Source organism: Pauljensenia sp. UMB9872, assembly GCF_030212665.1.
Classification (GTDB): Bacteria; Actinomycetota; Actinomycetes; order Actinomycetales; family Actinomycetaceae; genus Pauljensenia; species Pauljensenia turicensis_B.
In genome coordinates this window covers 17,995-35,594 of record NZ_JASOER010000014.1, presented here as the reverse complement: position 1 = coordinate 35,594, position 17,600 = coordinate 17,995, and the positions used below count along the sequence as shown (strand labels likewise).

The window sequence follows — 17,600 nt, the reverse complement described above, 5'->3', positions numbered from 1 at the left end:
GACAAACGCTCGTGAGCCCGTCACTTTTTCAGACAATGGAAAGCAGGTACTGCCACTCATGGCAACGTTGAACGACTGGGTCGAAGGGGCGCGTCTTCGCACTCTGCCTGCTGCTATTGCTCCCGTGATTGTCGGGACCGCGTCAGCAATCCACATGGGTGCCGTTGCGCCAGTGCGCGCCGTTCTTGCTCTTGTCGTTGCCTTGGCGTTGCAGATCGGCGCGAACTATTCGAATGATTATTCGGACGGTATTCGAGGCACCGACGATTTCCGTCTGGGGCCCGCGCGCCTTACGGGCGGAAAGCTGACCGCTCCGAAGAATGTCCTGATTGCCGCGCTCGCTTGTTTCGGGATTGCTGGTGTGGCCGGGTTGGCCCTGCTTGCTTTGTCTGGCGCATGGATTCTGCTGATCCCGGGCATTTTGGCCGTGCTTGCCACATGGTTCTACACGGGTGGTCGTACTCCCTACGGCTACATGGGGATCGGCTTGTCCGAACTGTTTGTTTTCCTTTTCTTCGGTTTGATGGCGTGCGTGGGCACCACGTGGACTCAGATCCCTCAGGCACCAGGCTGGCTTTGGATGCTCGCGTCCACGCTGGGTTTCCTGTCAGTCGCACTGCTGATGGCGAATAACATTCGCGATATTCCAACGGATCGCGAGTCCGGTAAACGCACTCTTGCTGTTCGCCTGGGTGATACAACGTCACGCAACATGTTCACCGCCTGCTTTACTCTGTCCGTGGTGAGCCTTGCAGTATTGCTGTCCACCCTCACCTATTCGTGGCCACTGATTCTTGTTGCCCTCATCATCACCGGATTCATGACTGTTCCTGCAGTTCTACCGATCGCGCGTGGAGAAACTGGCGCCCGTCTGATTCCTGTTTTGCGCAACACCGGCCTGTACACGCTCGCCTGGGCAATCGAGGTCAGCGCTTTCCTGCTCCTCGCCTGATCCCCTAGCCACTCAGCTCAGACTTTCAGGCTGAGCCTCGTACACGATGGCGAGATTGAGCACCCCGCGCATTTCGCTCGCATCCGTTGACCGCGGGGTCCTCCCCGCGACGCTTCACCGCTCCTTGGATAGACTGGCGCAATGGTACGCATTCTCGGCATTGTCATTTGGGCCGCGGTCACGATTTACGCGATCACGGATTGGCTTCGCACGCCCGAAGATCAAGTGCCGGCGAAGTTGTCGAAGAACATCTGGCTACTGCTGATGATCCTGACGATCCCGTCGTTGTCGATCGGGTCGATCGCGTGGATCGCCTTGCGTTTCGTCGCCAAAGCGGAAGCCGGCGAGGCTCCCATCAGCTTCTCCGTCACCCGTGTCCCCTCGGAGAAACGAACGCCCGCACCCCTTGCTCCCGATGACGATCCGGAGTTTCTTTTCCGGCTCGAGCGCGACATTCAACGCCAACGCAAGAAGGCCAGCAAGGAAAGCGCGAACACGTCTAACGATTCCGCTCCCGATTCACCGTCCGCATTCGAAGAGGGCTCGGGTGCGTCAGATACGTCCGCGAACAATGACGACGAGGCCACAAACCGCAACGACCCCCAGGCGTGATCGGGTCGGCGCGATAAAGACTCAGCGTTTGAGGGCCGCTTCGGAATCCCCGGGAGTCATATCGTGTGCGTGAACAAGCAAGTCAGCGCTTGGCTCAACGTAGTCAATATCAACCAGTGTGCCGTCATCGAAAATAAACGTCGTGATCGACGCTAGGGAACAGTGCCTAGACCATGGGGCGTGTGCCAGCATCTGCTTGCGAGCAAAACGCGTGAGCAACGTAATCGGACTCTGGTGTGAAACAACAAGGGCCTCGTGACCATAGGCGCGTTTCAACGCGCCTGACAGTGCGGCACTCATGCGTGACGCAATCTGCGCATACGGTTCGCCCCACGATGGCTCAAATGGATTGCGATAGTACTTCAGCACATTCGGCTTGATTAAAACCCTGCGGTCAGCATTCACCGGCTGGCCTTCGAAGATGTTTCCAGCTTCGATCAGGCGAGGATCCGAGTGAATAGGAAGCTCGTAGGCGCGAGCAGTCGGGGTCGCGGTCTGCTGCGCACGAAGAAGAGGCGACGCAAAGACGGCCGTGATATCCGCGTCGGTTTCTTTCAGATAGTCGGCTCCACGCTGAGCCATCTGATGTCCGAGCTCTGTCAGACCAAAACCGGGAAGACGCCCATAGAGCAGGCCGCCTGGGTTATCGACTTCGCCGTGGCGCATCACGTGGATCTTCGTTGTCGTCATGGTGTAAGTCTGACACGAATCATGTGAGCGCGCGCAAAGCGGGCGCCGACCAAAGCGAGCTCCGACAGATAAAAGCGAAGGCCCGACCGAATCGGCCGGGCCTTGAAGCTCACTTCTTGTTGCGACGCTGGTGACGCGTCTTGCGTAGCAGCTTGCGGTGCTTCTTCTTTGCCATACGCTTGCGGCGCTTCTTGATGACGGAGCCCATGGGGTTCCTCCCTCTTGTTGAAACTAGCTCGCGGCAGAGGTTCCTACCGCCTGACGAATCATGCCCATTACAGGCATAGCGTTGCTATCTTACCCGTTAATGGCACTACTCACCGAAATGGAAGTCTCGGTGTGATCAGCAAGACCCGATTCGATGATCTGGCCAAGTGCTGCTTCCGGCACGCGGAAGCTCTTGCCGACGCGGATCGCAGGCAGGTCGCCAGAATGAATCAAACGGTAGACCGTCATTTTTGAGACGCGCATAATTTCCGCCACTTCAGCAACCGTTAGAAAACGGGGCGCGGAATGCGACACCATGAAAACTCCCAAAATAATCTTCGTGAGGCAACCAGTGGCGCCGGTCCTTTTGCGCGCGTAGCCTCAAGGTCAATACTAATGCCTAAAGACAGGTTGTGGATAATTCTGGAAGAATGCGTTCAGATATCTTTACTTCGCACTCGCGCACCGGCGAAAACCTAGAGTTTCTTTGGTGATAGCGGGGTGGTAGCGTGGCAAGAAATCAAGGAACGTCAAGCGATAGGGGGCGAGTGTTGTGTCGATAAGGCGAAAGAATTCCGCATCGTCTGAACGCTCATCGCACTCCGATGACTTCGCCGCTACCCCTCGTGTGCAATACGCAGACGAGGGTCTGGCGACACACTCAGCGTCCACACGCCCCTTAGCTCACGAAAAAGAAACCACTCGAATGGACACGTTCCGTGCTTGGTTTGTTTCTCAGGCCCGCTATTCACCGGCGCGTCTGGCTCTGGGCATTTTCGCTCTGATCATTGCGGTCATCACGGGGCTTCTCTGCTTACCTTTTGCGTCCGTGTCAACGCGTTCGGCATCGTTCGTTGACATTCTTTTCACCGCGGTTTCTGCCGTGTGTGTGACAGGTTTAACGACCGTTGATACGGCCACCCATTGGACAGTGTTCGGTCAGGTCGTCATTGCAATGGGCATCATGATCGGTGGCTTGGGCGTGATGACCCTGGCATCGATCCTCGGTTTTGCCGTTTCACGTCACCTGGGTTTGACGCAAAGAATGCTGGCCGCCCAAGAAACAAAGTCCGATGGCCTCGGCCAAATCACGGGGCTGTTGAAGGCTGTTATCGCAACCTCACTTGTGGGCGAGTTGCTTCTTTTCCTGGTTTTCCTGCCACGCTTCCTGACCATGGGTAAAGGCGTTCTTCACTCGTTATGGGAAGCGCTTTTCATGGCGATCTCAGTGTTCAATAACGCGGGATTCGTGATTCTAGTTGGCGGGCTTGCTCCCCATGTTTCCGACTGGTGGATGCTGGCTCCGATTGCTTTAGGTACCTTCACCGGCGCCATTGGTTTCCCCGTCATCCAGGATCTTGCTCGCCGTTGGCGCACCCCGCAAAAGTGGGCGCTCCACACGAAGCTGACCCTGTCGGTCTACGTGTCCTTGATCTTCATTGGCGCTGTCCTTTTCGCATTGACGGAGTGGACAAACCCGGAGACGCTGGGAGCCTTGCCTGTTCCCAGTCGTATCTTGAATGCGTTGTTATCCGGTGTGAATACACGTTCCTCGGGATTATCCGCGGTTGACGTTGGGGTGATGCGCCCGCAGACGCACTTCGTTCAAGACATCTTGATGATGATCGGTGGCGGCAGCGCATCGACGGCCGGTGGCGTGAAAGTGACGACTTTCGCCGTCTTGGTACTCGCCGTTATCGCCGAGGCTCGAGGTGACCAGGACATCGAAACATTTGGCCGTCGCATTGCTCCGTCGGTTGTCCGCCTTGCTGTTGCCGTCTCGCTGTTGGGGCTGGCAATGGTGGCCGTTTCCGTTGTTATTTTGCTGAGCCTGACGAACTATTCGCTGGACACGATTCTGTTCGAAACAATTTCTGCCTTCGCAACAGTTGGCTTGTCGACAGGCATTACGGCGACTTTGCCTCCATTAGCGAAGTATGTCTTGATTGCCCTGATGTTTGCCGGCCGAACGGGTTCGATGACAGTTGCGGCAGCTCTGGCTCTTCGTGAGCGTTCTCGCGTGATCCGCATGCCCGAGGAACGCCCAATTATCGGCTAACGTTGCCTGATCGGCTACCGGGAAAAGTAGAGGGCCACGAAGGTGTGGCCGGCCTCGTCGCTTGGTGCGAACGGCCAGCTATCTGCCCGCCAGCACCGTGACCTCCCTGCCCTATACCCACTGGAAACAAAAACAGGGCATAATTGCGCCATGGCATCAGATGACATCAAGGACCTTTCGTCCGGCACCCTGGTTATCGGATTGGGTCGTTTCGGGTCGGCAGTTGCGGTCACACTCGACAAGCTGGGATACGAGATTCTGGCAGTGGAAAAGAACCCCACTCGCGTTCAGGCGTTCGCCGGCAGGTTCCCACTGGTGGAGGCCGATGCAACGAGTATCGAGGCTCTTGAACAGCTAGGTGCTCGCGATTTCCGCGCTGCCGTGGTTGGCGTCGGCTCGTCCTTGGAAGCATCCGTGCTCATCACAGCAAACTTGGTTGACATGGGGATGCCGTCGATTTGGGCGAAGGCAACCTCGCGTGAACACGGTCGAATCCTGCGTCGTATTGGCGCTCATCACGTCATCTATCCCGAGTTTGATGCCGGCCAGCGCACGGCTCACCTCGTTGGCGGTCGCATGATCGACTACATCGAGATGGAGAAGGACGGCTTCGCGATTATGAAGTTGCGTCCACCAAAGGAAGTGCACGGTTTTACGTTGGCCGATCTGGATCTACGAGGCCGGTATGGCGTGAATATGCTCGGCTTGCTCAGGCCGGGAATGCCGTTCGAGTACGCCGATGCAACGACCCGCATTAACCCCGAAGACGTCATCATCGTATCGGGCGATGCGCGCCTTCTGGAGTACTTCGCGAACCGTCCATAAAGTCGCATCACTTCAGCGGATTGCACCACGTCATGTGGAATTGCAATCGGGTTTCTACACGGTGGGCTGTAGCGTTGTCCTATGGCTAAGGAAAAGATCAGCTACCGATGCACCGACTGCGGGTGGACTTCACCCAAATGGGTCGGCCAGTGTCGCGAGTGCCAGGCGTGGGGAACAGTGGAAGAGGCCAGCGCGGGTGGCGCCATCGCTGGCGTTGTCACGCCGGTTGTACCCAGGGTTGTTGCCCGACCTATTGCTGACATTGATTCTGCTCAAGCCCAGTCTCGTCCAACAGGGGTGGGGGAAGTTGACCGCGTCTTGGGTGGGGGCATTGTTCCCGGTGCGGTGATCCTTCTTGCCGGTGAACCGGGCGTTGGCAAATCAACACTTCTTTTAGACGTTGCCGCACGCGCCGCGCGGGATTCAGGGAAAAAGGGGCCGGTTCTTTACATCACAGGTGAAGAATCATCGTCGCAGGTGAAGGCTCGCGCAGAACGCATTGGAGCAATCCACGATGATCTTCTGCTCGCCGACGATAATTCTCTGCCGACCATTTTGGGGCACGTGGATGCGACTTCTCCTTCGCTTCTGGTGGTTGATTCGGTTCAGACCATTCAGTCTCCACAGGTTGATGGTGGCGCGGGTGGTGTCGCGCAGGTACGCGCTGTTGCCGCTGGGCTGATTCGCCTGGCTAAGGAACGAAACCTGCCGATTCTTCTGGTTGGGCACGTAACAAAAGACGGCGGGATCGCCGGCCCTCGCGTCCTTGAGCACCTTGTGGATGTGGTGTGTCAGTTTGAGGGCGAACGCCATTCGCGCCTACGCCTGTTGCGGGCAGTCAAGAACCGCTACGGACCGACTGACGAGGTCGGTTGTTTTGAACTGATCGATTCTGGGATCCGCGCTCTGGAGGATCCTTCCGGCTTGTTCTTGTCACAGACGTCGCGTGATGTCCCAGGATCATGCGCGACCGTGTCGCTTGAGGGCCGACGTCCCATGCCAATCGAGATTCAAGCTCTTCTTGCCCCCAGCGGGGGCGGATCTCCCCGGCGCACAACATCGGGGGTCGACCATTCGCGTGTTTCGATGATCTTGGCGGTGGCACAATCGCGATTGGGACTCGATTCGTCTTCCTTAGACGTGTATGCCTCAACCGTTGGTGGAGCCAAGACAACCGAGCCCGCCATTGACCTTGCTACCGCCATTGCAATCGTCTCAGCTTTTAAGGGCACTCCCCCACGGGAGTCTCTCGTTGCGATGGGTGAAATCGGTTTAACCGGAGAAATCCGAGCATGCACCGGACTTGGGCGTCGCCTCACGGAAGCCGCTCGTCTGGGGTTCACAACGGCTATCATTCCCGCACAGGGGAGTGAAGATTTACCACCAATCGAAGGAATGAACGTGTTCACCGTCTCTGATCTTTCAACAGCCATTCGTGTTGGGCTCCCGTAAAATTTCAATAGATGCTCGATAAAGGAAGGTCCGAGCGATGACTGACGATTCCGTGACTCTCCGCGAAGCCCTGCAAGCTGTTGCTCCAGGCACAGACCTCCGCGAGGGCCTTGAGCGCATTAAGCGTTCGCACACAGGGGCGTTAATCGTGCTCGGATACACGCCTGAAATTGAAGCCATGTGTTCAGGCGGCTTCGATCTGGATATTCCTTTCAGTGCCTCGCGTCTTCGCGAACTCTGCAAGATGGACGGCGCTGTCATCTTGGACAAAAACAACTGGCAGATCCGAAAGGCGAACGTCCAGCTACTTCCAGACCCGTCGATTCCGACGGAAGAATCCGGTATGCGCCACCGCACGGCTCAGCGTACCGCCCGCCAAACACACTTGCCTGTCCTGTCGCTCTCGGCGTCGATGCGCATGATTTCCATCTACGTTGGACCTCATCATCACTTGGTTGAAGAGCCTGAAGCTCTGCTGGCGCGCGCAAACCTGGCCGTCGACACATTGGATCGCTACTCACAGCGTCTTGACGAGGTCCTCCAGACTCTGACTGTTCTTGAGATGCGCGATTCTGCGACCGTTCGTGATGTCGCAACCGTTATGCAGCGCATGGAAATGATCCGCAGGATCGCATCCGAAATTAATGGCTATCTTGAAGAACTCGGTTCGGAAGGTCGACTACTTGCACTGCAGCTTGATGATCTGATCCGAGGCTCTGCATCCGAACGTGCGCTGGTGATGCGCGATTATATTCGGGATCAAGCACATGTTGCTTCGGTCGAAAAGCATCTGTCGGATATGCCCAGTGAAAAGCTCGTCGACCTGACAGTAATCGCTAACGTTCTTGGCCTGTCCGTCTTTGAGGTCGCTGACCTAGACCGTGAGATCCAACCTCGTGGTATTCGTTCATTGTCGTTGGTTCCGCATCTTCCGTGGAGCGTCATCAAAGAACTGACCACTCACTGGGATTCATTCGCATCTCTACGTGGAGCTTCTGTGGACGAACTCCAGAGCATCGAAGGAATCGGCCCCTACCGCGCACGCTTGATTCGCGACAGTTTGGAACACCAAGCCCAGGTTGCCGCAAACGGAATTGTCGGCTGGTAATTCTTCGACTTTAACTACTCCAGACTGCATAAGCCTTCTGGTGACGTAGCTGTTAACCAACAGACTTTTCAGCTTCAGTCATTCTGTGGGATTTTCTCAGGCTCGACGAACCTACTGAGCCCTACGCAGCAGGATCCGGTTCGGGGGCAATCACAACAAACGCACTCTTATCCGTTACCGAGCGAGCTCCCACATACAGCTGAGCGTTATAGGTTCCCGCACCGGCAACCGGTGCTGAACTGGTTTCTTCACCCTCAGCAAGCTCAACGCATCCGCCTAAGTGATGACGCCCATCCCACGTGATACTGGTAGCCCATTCAAGGTCAGGGGTCAATACCAGCTTCGTCGCCGTCTCATCGAACGCAGAACACTGCGCTGAATCATAAATCAGCTGGTCACCACTGGTGATCTTGAGTGAAACCTGCCCGAAGGTTGTCCAGCAGGAAATATTTCCCTCATTCCTCACGGTAACGCTGACTCCCTCGCCAGCGCCCTCATTCGTATCCGTCGTCGACGCCTGATACTTAATCGCGGCCGAAGTACAGCGAGGGATCGTCACCGAATCATCGGCAGCAATAATCCCATCCTCGGTGACCTTATCGGTTGAGCGAAGACGAATCTCACCATCACCAGATTGCACCGTCTCTTCGGTGTACACCGAAATCGACTGAGGTCCTTCCACCTGCTTCTTCGTTGCATCCGTTGCCATCATGACGAGCGAATAGATGCCCCACCCAAGCAGAGCAATAATCAGAAGAAGACCCGTGCCTGTGATGATACGTCGTGGCCAGAGGTTCACTTTTTTCACGCGCTTCTTCGCAGGCTGAGGCCGAGGTGCTTGAGAAGATGAGCCCATCGCCGAATTCCTCCTTATGAAGTAAAAGCAGGCAAAAACGTGTGGTTCATCGAATCAGGCGGGGCTGACATTCGGGCTGTGATGCTCCGGATCCTCGTCCGCATCGATGACGCACCAGCGTTCAACGATAACCGCACACACGCACCAAATGATTCCCGCAACGGCGCTCAACCCAGAAATCACAGCATTGGCAACCATTGCTGGAGCCCCAATACGTGCCATCGAAATGAGCATGAGAGCGATAAGCGTACCCGTGACGATTGATGAAACATACGCGCTGGCGCGGGCTGCCACGGCGATACGCAACGCATTGAGCGCGTTCACCCAGGTTTTACGGTGGGCACAATAGCGCTTCACATGAATACCCGACCAGATCAGCATGAGTGCAAGGAAAAGTTCAAGCACCATAATCATCGGAGTGACTTCAAGTGGAGTGCCACCCGTGATGACAACACCCATTCCGATCACGCCCACCACGAGCAACGCAATGATTGCGTACCCAATCAGACGAGGTAACGAAACGGGTTTCATTCACTCACCCTGATCTTTAGTCAGTGGAATGTGTCCAGTTGAAGAGGGACGAACCACAACCTTGCGGATGATCGATGTCTTCGTTGCTTCAGAGTCATCGATCGGACCGCGAAGCGCATCTGCCGGTAGCTGGGGATCAACGATTGAACGACGCTGAACGGCCCCAGATGCCGAAAGAGCATCGACGGGGCTTGGTTCGTCAACAATACGTACCTCGTGATGAGCAAAATCCCAACTCGGAAGAGCACGTGACGTCGGCCGAACCTCAACCTTCCGAGCATTTTCAGGCACACGATCTTCGGTTGGATTCAGTTCTTGGACTTCGTCACGCGGGAACAGTGGGAACCACTTCAGTGAGCGCCCAAACCCCTGCAGACGATGGGAAGACGTCGACTTGGAAACGGGTTCTGACTCCCGGCCAGCCTCTTCACCCGCTGATGCTTCTCCATCGTCATGAACGTCTGCATCATCATCTGCAACAGATTCTTCCTGGTACTGAGTGTCCGCTTCGTCCTGCTCAGCAACGGTTTCTGAGGCCTCGTCGGCACGGATCAGCGACCACTTGGCCCACAACGCGTTCCAGAGTTTGTCGTCTGCTCCCTTAGCCGGTTGCAGATTCACTCGAGAGATAGCCGGCATACGGTCAAGACGAGTCTCTTCACCTTCAAGAGTCGGAGGGGCGGCTAACGCGACCGACAGATCCGACAGATCCAAGTCAGACAAGCTCGGAACACGTGGCGTCTTAGACTCAGCATCAACGCCAACAGCAACATCAGAGTCCTGCCGAAGCTCAGACTCCGATTCAGGCATCGCGTCAACCGAACGTGTCTCTTCGGGGTACACAATCGAAGAGGCACGAGCAGACGAACCAGCATTCAGATACTCATCCGACTCAGCGATAACGGACGCCGGGTCCATCAGCCAATCTTCAACCGCGTCGATGATGCCATCTTTGTCAGAGGCATCGTTGAAAAGCTTTTCAACTTCCACCCCATCAAGCTGCGCCGAAGAATCAGCCATCAACCAAGGAGCGAGAACAAAAGCACGAGAATGCGCGCGAATATGCGGAAGAACAAGCACGCCATCGTCGTATGAAATACCCGCGTAATCGACAATGTCAATGTCCAGCGTGCGCGCACCCCAGTGCTCGCTACGTTCGCGCCCAGCTACGTCCTCAAGTGCGTGGGCAACGTCGAGGACCTCGCGCGGGGTCAAATCTGTATCAACCAGTACGACAGCATTCCAGTAGTCGCCCTGCGACTCCTGGTTCTCATCCAAAACAGGAAGTGTGCGTAGGATCGGCGATACGTTCACAACGTCGAAACGCACATCATCGATCAACGCTTCGATTGCCGAAGCGAAGGTTGACGGCACGTCACCAATATTTCCGCCCAATGCCAAGACCACTCGGACGGGCAATGCCGGACGATCCTCACCCTGATCGGATACCTCGTCTACCTCGGAATCAAGGGCAAGGACAGGAACCAAAGCTGACGGTGGCGGCGAAGAAGAATCCGTGTCCACGACTAACGCCGATTCGCCCAGGTTCGCGAGCCGATCATCATCGGCCATATCACCGCCAGTAGCGACTGAGCCGGTGTGGCCGGCCTCGTCGATAAGGGAACGATCCCGGGCAGAATCTGACGCGCCAGCTGACGCGGACACATCAGGAGACGAAGATGCAGATGACGGCACAGCAAGCGGAACCTGTCCGCGATGAACCGTCACCGACACATCTGCAAATGGCTGTTCAAGCGGAGCCTGGGGCTTGTGAACCGTCACTTCAACGCCGAGGACGTGAGCCAAGCGCAAAAGACGCATCGCAATCGCATTGCCGAGGGTCTCGATCAGCTTCACGGACGGACCTGAAACAATCGACATGATTTCATCCGCGACCAGCGCATACGACACGGTGTCGGCGATATCATCTGACGATGCGGAAGCGGACGTATCCACCCACAGGGCACAATCGACGATAAACGGCTGGGGCGCGTCACGCTCGAAGTCAAATACACCGTGAGCAGCCTCAACGTGCAGACCACGCAAAGTGATGACGTCAAGCGGCGAGCTCATCGCGTTTCCTCATTTCCTTCACGCATCATGGCAACATTCAAGCCAACGTTGTGAACGCGAACCGCCCACACACTGTTACGCATGCACGTCACACTGACTCGACCAGTTTCTTCGTCCACGTCCCGCCCAGTCGCTTTGATGAAACGCTTACGGGACGCACCGATAAGAATAGGGTAGCCCAGTGCGGTCAGTTCCCCTAGAGAACGCACAATCTGCCAGCATTGTTCGTTCGTCAGCGAGAATCCGAGACCGGGATCGATGACAATCGCATCGCCATTCACGCCGGCGTCCAGAGCCAGATCAACCTGGTGCATCAGACGCTCCGACAGTGTTGCCAACAGGTCGGGGCCGTAGTCGAAGTGTTCACCGGGCATTCCGGGAAGCGCACGATAGTGCTGAAGGATGAAACCTGCCTTCGTATCAGCAACAACCGAGAGCATCTGCGGATCCCAGCCGCCACCGGACACATCGTTAATGATCAGTGCCCCGGCTTCCATGGCACGCACAGCGCTCGCAGCGTGCAACGTATCAACCGAGCAGACAATCCCATCTTCAGCCAGCGACGAAACGACGGGACCAATGCGTTTCCACTCTTCGTCCGTATCGATCCGCGTTGACCCGGGAGCGGTGGACTCGCCACCAATGTCGACCAGTGCAGCCCCTTCGGCGATCATCTGGTGCGCATGTTCGATCGCGGTATCCACGTGCGCCCATTTCCCGCCGTCTGAAAAAGAGTCAGGAGTGACGTTGAGGATGCCCATGACCAGCGTGTTTTCTCCCCCAAGCGTGCGACCATCAGGCAGAAGCGGACCGCGGAGGTTCACGAACGATCCCCTCCAAGGACGAGAGCCATCATCTCAGCGCGCGTCGTTCCGTCATTCATGATTCCGCGCAGTGCACTGGTGACAGTGGAGGACCCGGGCTTCGTGATGCCACGCATGGACATGCACATGTGCTCTGCTTCCATAACGACGATGACTCCCTGGGGGTGAAGAACCTCGTCGATGGCGTCCGCGATCTGCGCGGTCAGGCGTTCTTGAACTTGGGGGCGACGCGCGTAGCCTTCGACGACACGTGCGAGCTTCGACAGGCCAGTGACCTTGCCACCGCAAGGAATATAACCGACGTGTGCACGACCGTAGAAGGGGAGCAGGTGGTGTTCGCAGATAGAGTGGAAGGTGATGTCGCGGACCAGGACAAGTTCGTCCGTTCCCGCCTCAAACTGAGTACGCAGGTAGTCGCGCGGGTCTTCTTCCAAGCCAGAGAGCATTTCACGCCATGCGCGTGCCATCCGGTCAGGAGTTCCCGCCAAACCTTCGCGCGTCGGGTCCTCGCCGATCGCAATCAGCAGGTCGCGCGACGCTTTTTCCACGCCGGCTGCGTCGTACGCCATCAGTTCTCCTCTGCCTGGCTTTCGTTCGTCGACGAGGCCGGGCTCTCTTCAACACGGTCAGCTTCCGGGACCGACGCAGTGGGAGTCTGAGCCGAGGGAATACCCACGGGGTTACCCAAGCGAGCACCTTCGATAGCGGCATCCGCGCCGTAGTTCCAAACGGGGCGCTCATCTTGCTTAACGACATCCTTGAAGATCTCAGCAAGCTGAGCTTCATCCAGGGTCTCTTCGTCCAGCAGGCGCTGGGCAAGAGTGTCCAAGACATCGCGGTTCTTGGTCAAAATCTCCCATGCTTCGCGCATAGCGCCATCCAAGAGCAGGCGAACTTCATCGTCGATGAGGCCAGCCATCTCGTTAGAGTAGGGGCGAGCTTCAGAGCCACCGCCGTGACCGAAAGCTTCGGTGTCGGTGGTGCCAAGCTTGACCAGACCTACGCGGTCAGACATACCGTAATCAGTAATCATGGCGCGTGCGGTCTTGGTGGCCTGCTGGATGTCGTTTGCCGGGCCCGTCGACGGATCGCGGAAGACGAGTTCTTCGGCTACGCGACCACCCATTGCGTACACCAGTTCATCGAGGAGCTGGTTGCGCGTGTGGTTGAAGCGGTCTTCGGTCGGCATGACCATGGTGTAGCCGAGCGCGCGGCCACGCGGCAGGATCGTCACCTTCGTGACTGGGTCGGTATAGCGCAACGCTGCGGCGCAGAGTGCGTGGCCACCCTCGTGGTAAGCGGTAACGGCCTTGTCATGGTCGTTCATCACGCGGGTGCGCTTCTGCGGGCCGGCAATCACGCGATCAATTGCTTCGTCAATCGCACGATTGTCGATCAGGTCCGCGTTCGAGCGCGCTGTCAATAGGGCTGCTTCGTTCAGAACGTTGGCCAAGTCAGCGCCGGTGAAACCAGGGGTGCGCTTCGCGATCTGACGCAGATCAACGTCGTTGGTCATGGGCTTGCCACCAGCGTGGACCTTCAGGATGGCTTCGCGGCCCTTCAAGTCGGGAGCTTCAACAGCGATCTGACGGTCAAAACGACCCGGGCGAAGAAGAGCCGGATCCAGAATGTCGGGGCGGTTCGTTGCGGCGATCATGATGATGTTCGCACGCTCGTCGAAGCCGTCCATTTCAACCAGCAACTGGTTCAGAGTCTGTTCACGTTCGTCGTTGCCACCGCCAATGCCGGAGCCACGGTGGCGACCAACTGCGTCGATTTCGTCGACGAAGATGATTGCGGGAGCCGCCTTCTTGGCGCGCTCGAACAGGTCGCGAACACGAGATGCACCGACGCCGACGTAGAGTTCCATGAACTCCGAACCGGAGATCGAGAAGAACGGGGCGTGCGCTTCACCTGCGACCGCCTTGGCCAGCAGGGTCTTGCCGGTTCCGGGAGGACCGTAGAGCAGAACACCACGCGGAATGCGTGCGCCAACCTTGTGGAACTTGTCAGGCGAAGCCAAGAACTCGCGGATTTCTTCGAGTTCTTCGACGGCCTCGTCTTCTCCGGCAACGTCAGCAAAAGAGATGTCGGGGCGTTCCTGGTTAAATTCCTTTACCTTGGATTGGGCGAATCCGCCCATCATCCGCGAGCCGGACAATCTGGACATCAAGAACCAGAAGGCGAGCATCAGGATCAGGATGGGAATGACCATCTGTAGGACGGCAGAAATGGCTGACCCCTGGGGACGAATGGCGTTCCATCCCCGTACGGGGCTCTTTTCAGTGACCGTGGTAAGAATCTCTTCGGTCTGGGTGTACGAGTACGTGAAGTAGACGTTCTTACCCAGATTGCGAGTCCTGTCCCCCAGGCCGGTGGCCTCGTGTGTATAGTCCTGCGTCAGCGTCAGGTTGACCTGCTGGGTGCCCTCGTTCAGGACAACGCGTGACACGGTTTCACCCTTGAGGATTTCGAGGCCCTCGGACGTGTCAACTGCGCGCGGTTGGAAGTACTGCCAGAGGAACCATCCACCGATCATGAGAATCATGAAAGGGACGATGATTCCAGTCCAGCGAACTCGCTTCTTCTTTGCCTTTTCAGCCACAAGTTTCCTTTGAAGTAATGCGATAGATCAGTGTGAGTACACGGACGGCTTGAGCGTTCCAACGAACGGCAGGTTCCTGTACTTTTCGGCGTAGTCGAGGCCATATCCAACGACGAATTCATCAGGAATGTCGAAACCGACGTAGGAAACTTCCACGTCAACCTTCGCTGCTTCCGGTTTGCGCAGGGCGGTGGCGATCTTCACACTCTTCGCGCCACGCGATTCAAGGTTGGTCTTCAACCACGCAAGGGTCAGGCCGGAGTCGATGATGTCTTCAACGATCAGCACGTCGCGACCATTCACATCGTGGTCTAGGTCCTTCAGGATCCGGACAACACCCGACGACTTGGTACCACTGCCGTACGAGGACACGGCCATCCAGTCCATTTCCAACGGAGTGTGCAGTTTGCGTGACAGGTCAGCCATCACCATGACAGCGCCACGAAGGACGCCAACGATGAGGATTTCTTTGCCCTGATAATCCGCGTCAATTTGCGCGGCCATTTCGTTCAGGCGCTGGTCAAGTTGCTCTGCCGTGACCAGAATTTCCTGCAGGTCGTCGCCCATATCCTGTGCGTCCACGTCATCTTCTTTCCGTGAATGCGCCCCCAATTCGAGAAGCGCCCTATCATCAAGATTGCCACATGTGTCCGCCTGATGCGATCCATCGCGTTCTTTGTCACCTTAGGGCGAACACGCCACCGGGGTTCGACGCTAGCGAGCGCGAAGAAGTGAGACGAGGCTGGCCCCATTTTCTTTGTCTTTTAGCCGAAAAATGGCCAGTGAGGGCACCTCGATTTCCTTCTGACCGTGCCAATTCACGACAAGGTTGTCGACGCGATCAATGTGGGTCATAGAGAGCTTTGATTCGTCAGCTCCGCATTCGATGAGGAAGCGTCGAATGATGCGGGTTCTGACGGCTTGCGGAAGTGATTTCAACGGTTCGACGCTAAGAGCCACCGTTTGAGTGTCCGTGGCGGGATACGTGTGGGTGGCCTCGTCGATGGGGGAAAGCGAAACGGGGCGCTCTAGCGTCACTTTCACGCGCGCCCACTCCCTATCAGCCCACTGGTTCAGGGCATCATCGTCGCGCGCCACAAGGGTCGCGGTGCGCGCTAGAGCAAGCGCAGGGTCACTACCGAGTGCCTCCCCCAGTAGCGGAATCGCACGGTGACGCAGAGCAGATCGGCGAAGAGGAGACCCGTCGGCGGTCTTCCAAGGACCATCGGGATAGTTTGTCGGATCATCAACAAAGCCAACTGCAAGCGCCTGACAGGTAGCGATCGTGTCGGCTCGACGCAGGTGTAGCAGGGGACGAATCCACCTGATCCCCTCGCGGTCGGTCGCATCTTGACGCATCGCGCGTAGCGAATGTGCTCCCGAGCCTCGCCCCAGGCGCAGGAGAACCGTTTCCGCCTGATCGTCCAACGTATGCCCCAGCAGAATCGGAGCATCGTAGGAACGCGCCACCCGCGCGAGTACCTCACGACGCGCCTCGCGCCCAGCACCTTCAGGACCGCCTTTATCCGCGAGCGCGACCCGCATAACGTGAGAGTCGGCTCCATAGGATCGGGCAAGGTCTCCGACGGCGCGTGCCTCGTCAGCTGATTCCGCGCGAACTCCGTGGTCGACAGTCACAGTGACAATGTCGAGCCCCAAGCGGGAGGCACAATCTAGGGCACACAAGGTGAGCGCCAACGAATCGGCGCCGCCGGACAAGCCGATAACAACAGCGGAGCCCGGCTGGAATTCCTTCAAACACGCCCAGACGGCACGCGATACTCTGCCGAGTCCGCCACCGGGGTTTGGGCCGATACGCGACGAAAGAGAGGGGGTTTCAGCCAACGCGCATAGTCCACAAGTCGGGGTGTGCGCATTCGTGAGCCGAAGGAACGTTCGCTTCGTCTTCAACTAGTCGTGGCAGATGCCCACCGTGGATGATGAATCGAGCAAATTCTTCAATACCGTCACGGCTGGGATTGTCAGGCACATGAGTGTTCTGGTTCTCGTCGGTTGGCTCGCCAACTCCGACGTAGTCAATCAGGGAACGAACAGAGACACGAGGCCCGTGACTGCGCAACCACTCCACCGAGGACAGGTTCTTTGCCGTCAGAGTGTCCATACATGCGTCGACAAGAGCGTCAGCAAGCAGGAGCCGTTCAATGAAAACGTCCAGCCCACCATCCGGTTTCCAGAGGAAGGGCGCGGCGCTCAAGATGACGCCATAGAGACCCGCATGCATATTGACCCACTTACACCATTGGGACTGATCCAAGGAATAGCGGTGGGTGCGTTCCAAAACGTTGGGAGCCAGCAGAACACGCGAGCTGGTTGTCGGATCCCACAGGGCGGTCGCGTGCATCGTGAGCGTGCGGGTAATCCTTGCCCCAGTGACAACATCCATCAGAGATTCGTTGGGCATCGACTGGTCATAGATCCTGGCGACCATTGAGGCGAAGGTATGACGATCAACCACATAGGTCGGTTGATTGACGACAAAATCGGTCGCTTCGTCTAGTCCGGTCAACTTGGCAAGCCTGCAATCTGCCCACCCGGTTGCTTTCTTCAGCATCGCAACACACGTATAGGCATTCGACGAGTGAGTCGCCGGGCCAGCATAGGACAAGGCGTTCATCACGGACGCCATAGCGGACGCGCCAAAAGGTACCTGCATGACCCCAGTCTAAAAGGAAAGTACCGTCCCGACCTCTTAGCCGGAGAAACGTGCACGGGTGAATAGAGGAAAGGTGGTGCGGGTGCACATCCAGCGTGTCTAAGAGCTACGCATCACTCCAGCGGGCCACAC

18 protein-coding genes are annotated in these 17,600 nt (G+C 57.1%); 6 read left to right on the top strand and 12 right to left on the bottom strand.

Features of this window, described 5'->3' with window-relative positions:
- The first annotated feature begins 58 nt into the window (after window positions 1–58).
- Together QP109_RS06730 and QP109_RS06725 are read left to right on the top strand one after the other, a co-directional pair.
- Complete coding sequence (locus tag QP109_RS06730; protein WP_285024093.1) at window positions 59–952, top strand: 1,4-dihydroxy-2-naphthoate polyprenyltransferase; 894 nt, start codon at window positions 59–61, stop codon at window positions 950–952.
- A 141-nt stretch (window positions 953–1,093) separates the two neighbouring features.
- On the top strand, window positions 1,094–1,564 hold the full coding sequence (locus QP109_RS06725) for a hypothetical protein (protein ID WP_285024069.1): 471 nt from the start codon (window positions 1,094–1,096) through the stop codon (window positions 1,562–1,564).
- 21 nt (window positions 1,565–1,585) lie between these two features.
- Here QP109_RS06725 and QP109_RS06720 read toward each other — a convergent pair whose 3' ends face one another.
- The 3 genes from QP109_RS06720 to QP109_RS06710 form a co-directional block, all read right to left on the bottom strand.
- Complete coding sequence (locus QP109_RS06720; RefSeq protein WP_285024068.1) at window positions 1,586–2,254, bottom strand: histidine phosphatase family protein; 669 nt, start codon at window positions 2,252–2,254, stop codon at window positions 1,586–1,588.
- 109 nt (window positions 2,255–2,363) lie between these two features.
- The gene (locus QP109_RS06715) at window positions 2,364–2,462 is read right to left on the bottom strand and encodes a 30S ribosomal protein bS22 (protein WP_003792170.1); all 99 of its coding nucleotides are present in this window, start codon (window positions 2,460–2,462) and stop codon (window positions 2,364–2,366) included.
- Between the two features lie 89 nt (window positions 2,463–2,551).
- Window positions 2,552–2,779: a helix-turn-helix domain-containing protein gene (locus tag QP109_RS06710; protein WP_006680784.1), complete on the bottom strand. Its 228-nt coding sequence runs from the start codon at window positions 2,777–2,779 to the stop codon at window positions 2,552–2,554.
- Between the two features lie 388 nt (window positions 2,780–3,167).
- Here QP109_RS06710 and QP109_RS06705 point away from each other — a divergent pair, with 388 nt between their 5' ends.
- The 4 genes from QP109_RS06705 to disA all read left to right on the top strand — a co-directional run bounded on the left by QP109_RS06705 (window position 3,168) and on the right by disA (window position 7,905).
- Entirely contained in the window at window positions 3,168–4,520 is a 1,353-nt protein-coding gene (locus QP109_RS06705; protein WP_285024067.1) for a TrkH family potassium uptake protein, read from the top strand.
- 150 nt (window positions 4,521–4,670) lie between these two features.
- On the top strand, window positions 4,671–5,345 hold the full coding sequence (locus tag QP109_RS06700) for a potassium channel family protein (protein ID WP_285024066.1): 675 nt from the start codon (window positions 4,671–4,673) through the stop codon (window positions 5,343–5,345).
- An 81-nt stretch (window positions 5,346–5,426) separates the two neighbouring features.
- Complete coding sequence (radA, locus tag QP109_RS06695; RefSeq protein ID WP_285024065.1) at window positions 5,427–6,797, top strand: DNA repair protein RadA; 1,371 nt, start codon at window positions 5,427–5,429, stop codon at window positions 6,795–6,797.
- Window positions 6,798–6,834: 37 nt separating this feature from the next.
- Window positions 6,835–7,905, top strand: coding sequence for a DNA integrity scanning diadenylate cyclase DisA (disA, locus tag QP109_RS06690; RefSeq protein ID WP_101628274.1), 1,071 nt, complete (start codon window positions 6,835–6,837; stop codon window positions 7,903–7,905).
- Between the two features lie 121 nt (window positions 7,906–8,026).
- Here disA and QP109_RS06685 read toward each other — a convergent pair whose 3' ends face one another.
- The 9 genes from QP109_RS06685 to QP109_RS06645 form a co-directional block, all read right to left on the bottom strand.
- On the bottom strand, window positions 8,027–8,761 hold the full coding sequence (locus QP109_RS06685) for a hypothetical protein (protein ID WP_285024064.1): 735 nt from the start codon (window positions 8,759–8,761) through the stop codon (window positions 8,027–8,029).
- Between the two features lie 54 nt (window positions 8,762–8,815).
- Complete coding sequence (locus QP109_RS06680; RefSeq protein WP_195225784.1) at window positions 8,816–9,292, bottom strand: DUF3180 domain-containing protein; 477 nt, start codon at window positions 9,290–9,292, stop codon at window positions 8,816–8,818.
- Complete coding sequence (folB, locus tag QP109_RS06675) at window positions 9,293–11,365, bottom strand: dihydroneopterin aldolase (RefSeq protein WP_285024063.1); 2,073 nt, start codon at window positions 11,363–11,365, stop codon at window positions 9,293–9,295.
- Window positions 11,362–12,189: a dihydropteroate synthase gene (folP, locus tag QP109_RS06670; protein WP_101628278.1), complete on the bottom strand. Its 828-nt coding sequence runs from the start codon at window positions 12,187–12,189 to the stop codon at window positions 11,362–11,364. Before folP ends, folB begins: the two co-directional genes overlap by 4 nt.
- The gene (gene folE, locus QP109_RS06665) at window positions 12,186–12,758 is read right to left on the bottom strand and encodes a GTP cyclohydrolase I FolE (protein ID WP_101628279.1); all 573 of its coding nucleotides are present in this window, start codon (window positions 12,756–12,758) and stop codon (window positions 12,186–12,188) included. Before folE ends, folP begins: the two co-directional genes overlap by 4 nt.
- The gene (gene ftsH / locus QP109_RS06660; RefSeq protein WP_502929285.1) at window positions 12,758–14,794 is read right to left on the bottom strand and encodes an ATP-dependent zinc metalloprotease FtsH; all 2,037 of its coding nucleotides are present in this window, start codon (window positions 14,792–14,794) and stop codon (window positions 12,758–12,760) included. The genes folE and ftsH overlap by 1 nt, the downstream gene beginning before the upstream one ends.
- A 27-nt stretch (window positions 14,795–14,821) precedes the next feature.
- Entirely contained in the window at window positions 14,822–15,376 is a 555-nt protein-coding gene (gene hpt / locus QP109_RS06655) for a hypoxanthine phosphoribosyltransferase (RefSeq protein WP_101628281.1), read from the bottom strand.
- Between the two features lie 132 nt (window positions 15,377–15,508).
- Window positions 15,509–16,639 carry a tRNA lysidine(34) synthetase TilS gene (gene tilS / locus QP109_RS06650; RefSeq protein ID WP_285024062.1) on the bottom strand — a complete coding sequence of 377 codons (1,131 nt, stop codon included), beginning with the start codon at window positions 16,637–16,639 and terminating at the stop codon, window positions 15,509–15,511.
- Window positions 16,632–17,468 (bottom strand): hypothetical protein, encoded by an 837-nt coding sequence (locus tag QP109_RS06645; protein WP_285024061.1) that lies wholly within the window; start codon window positions 17,466–17,468, stop codon window positions 16,632–16,634. The genes tilS and QP109_RS06645 overlap by 8 nt, the downstream gene beginning before the upstream one ends.
- Window positions 17,469–17,600: the final 132 nt, after the last annotated feature.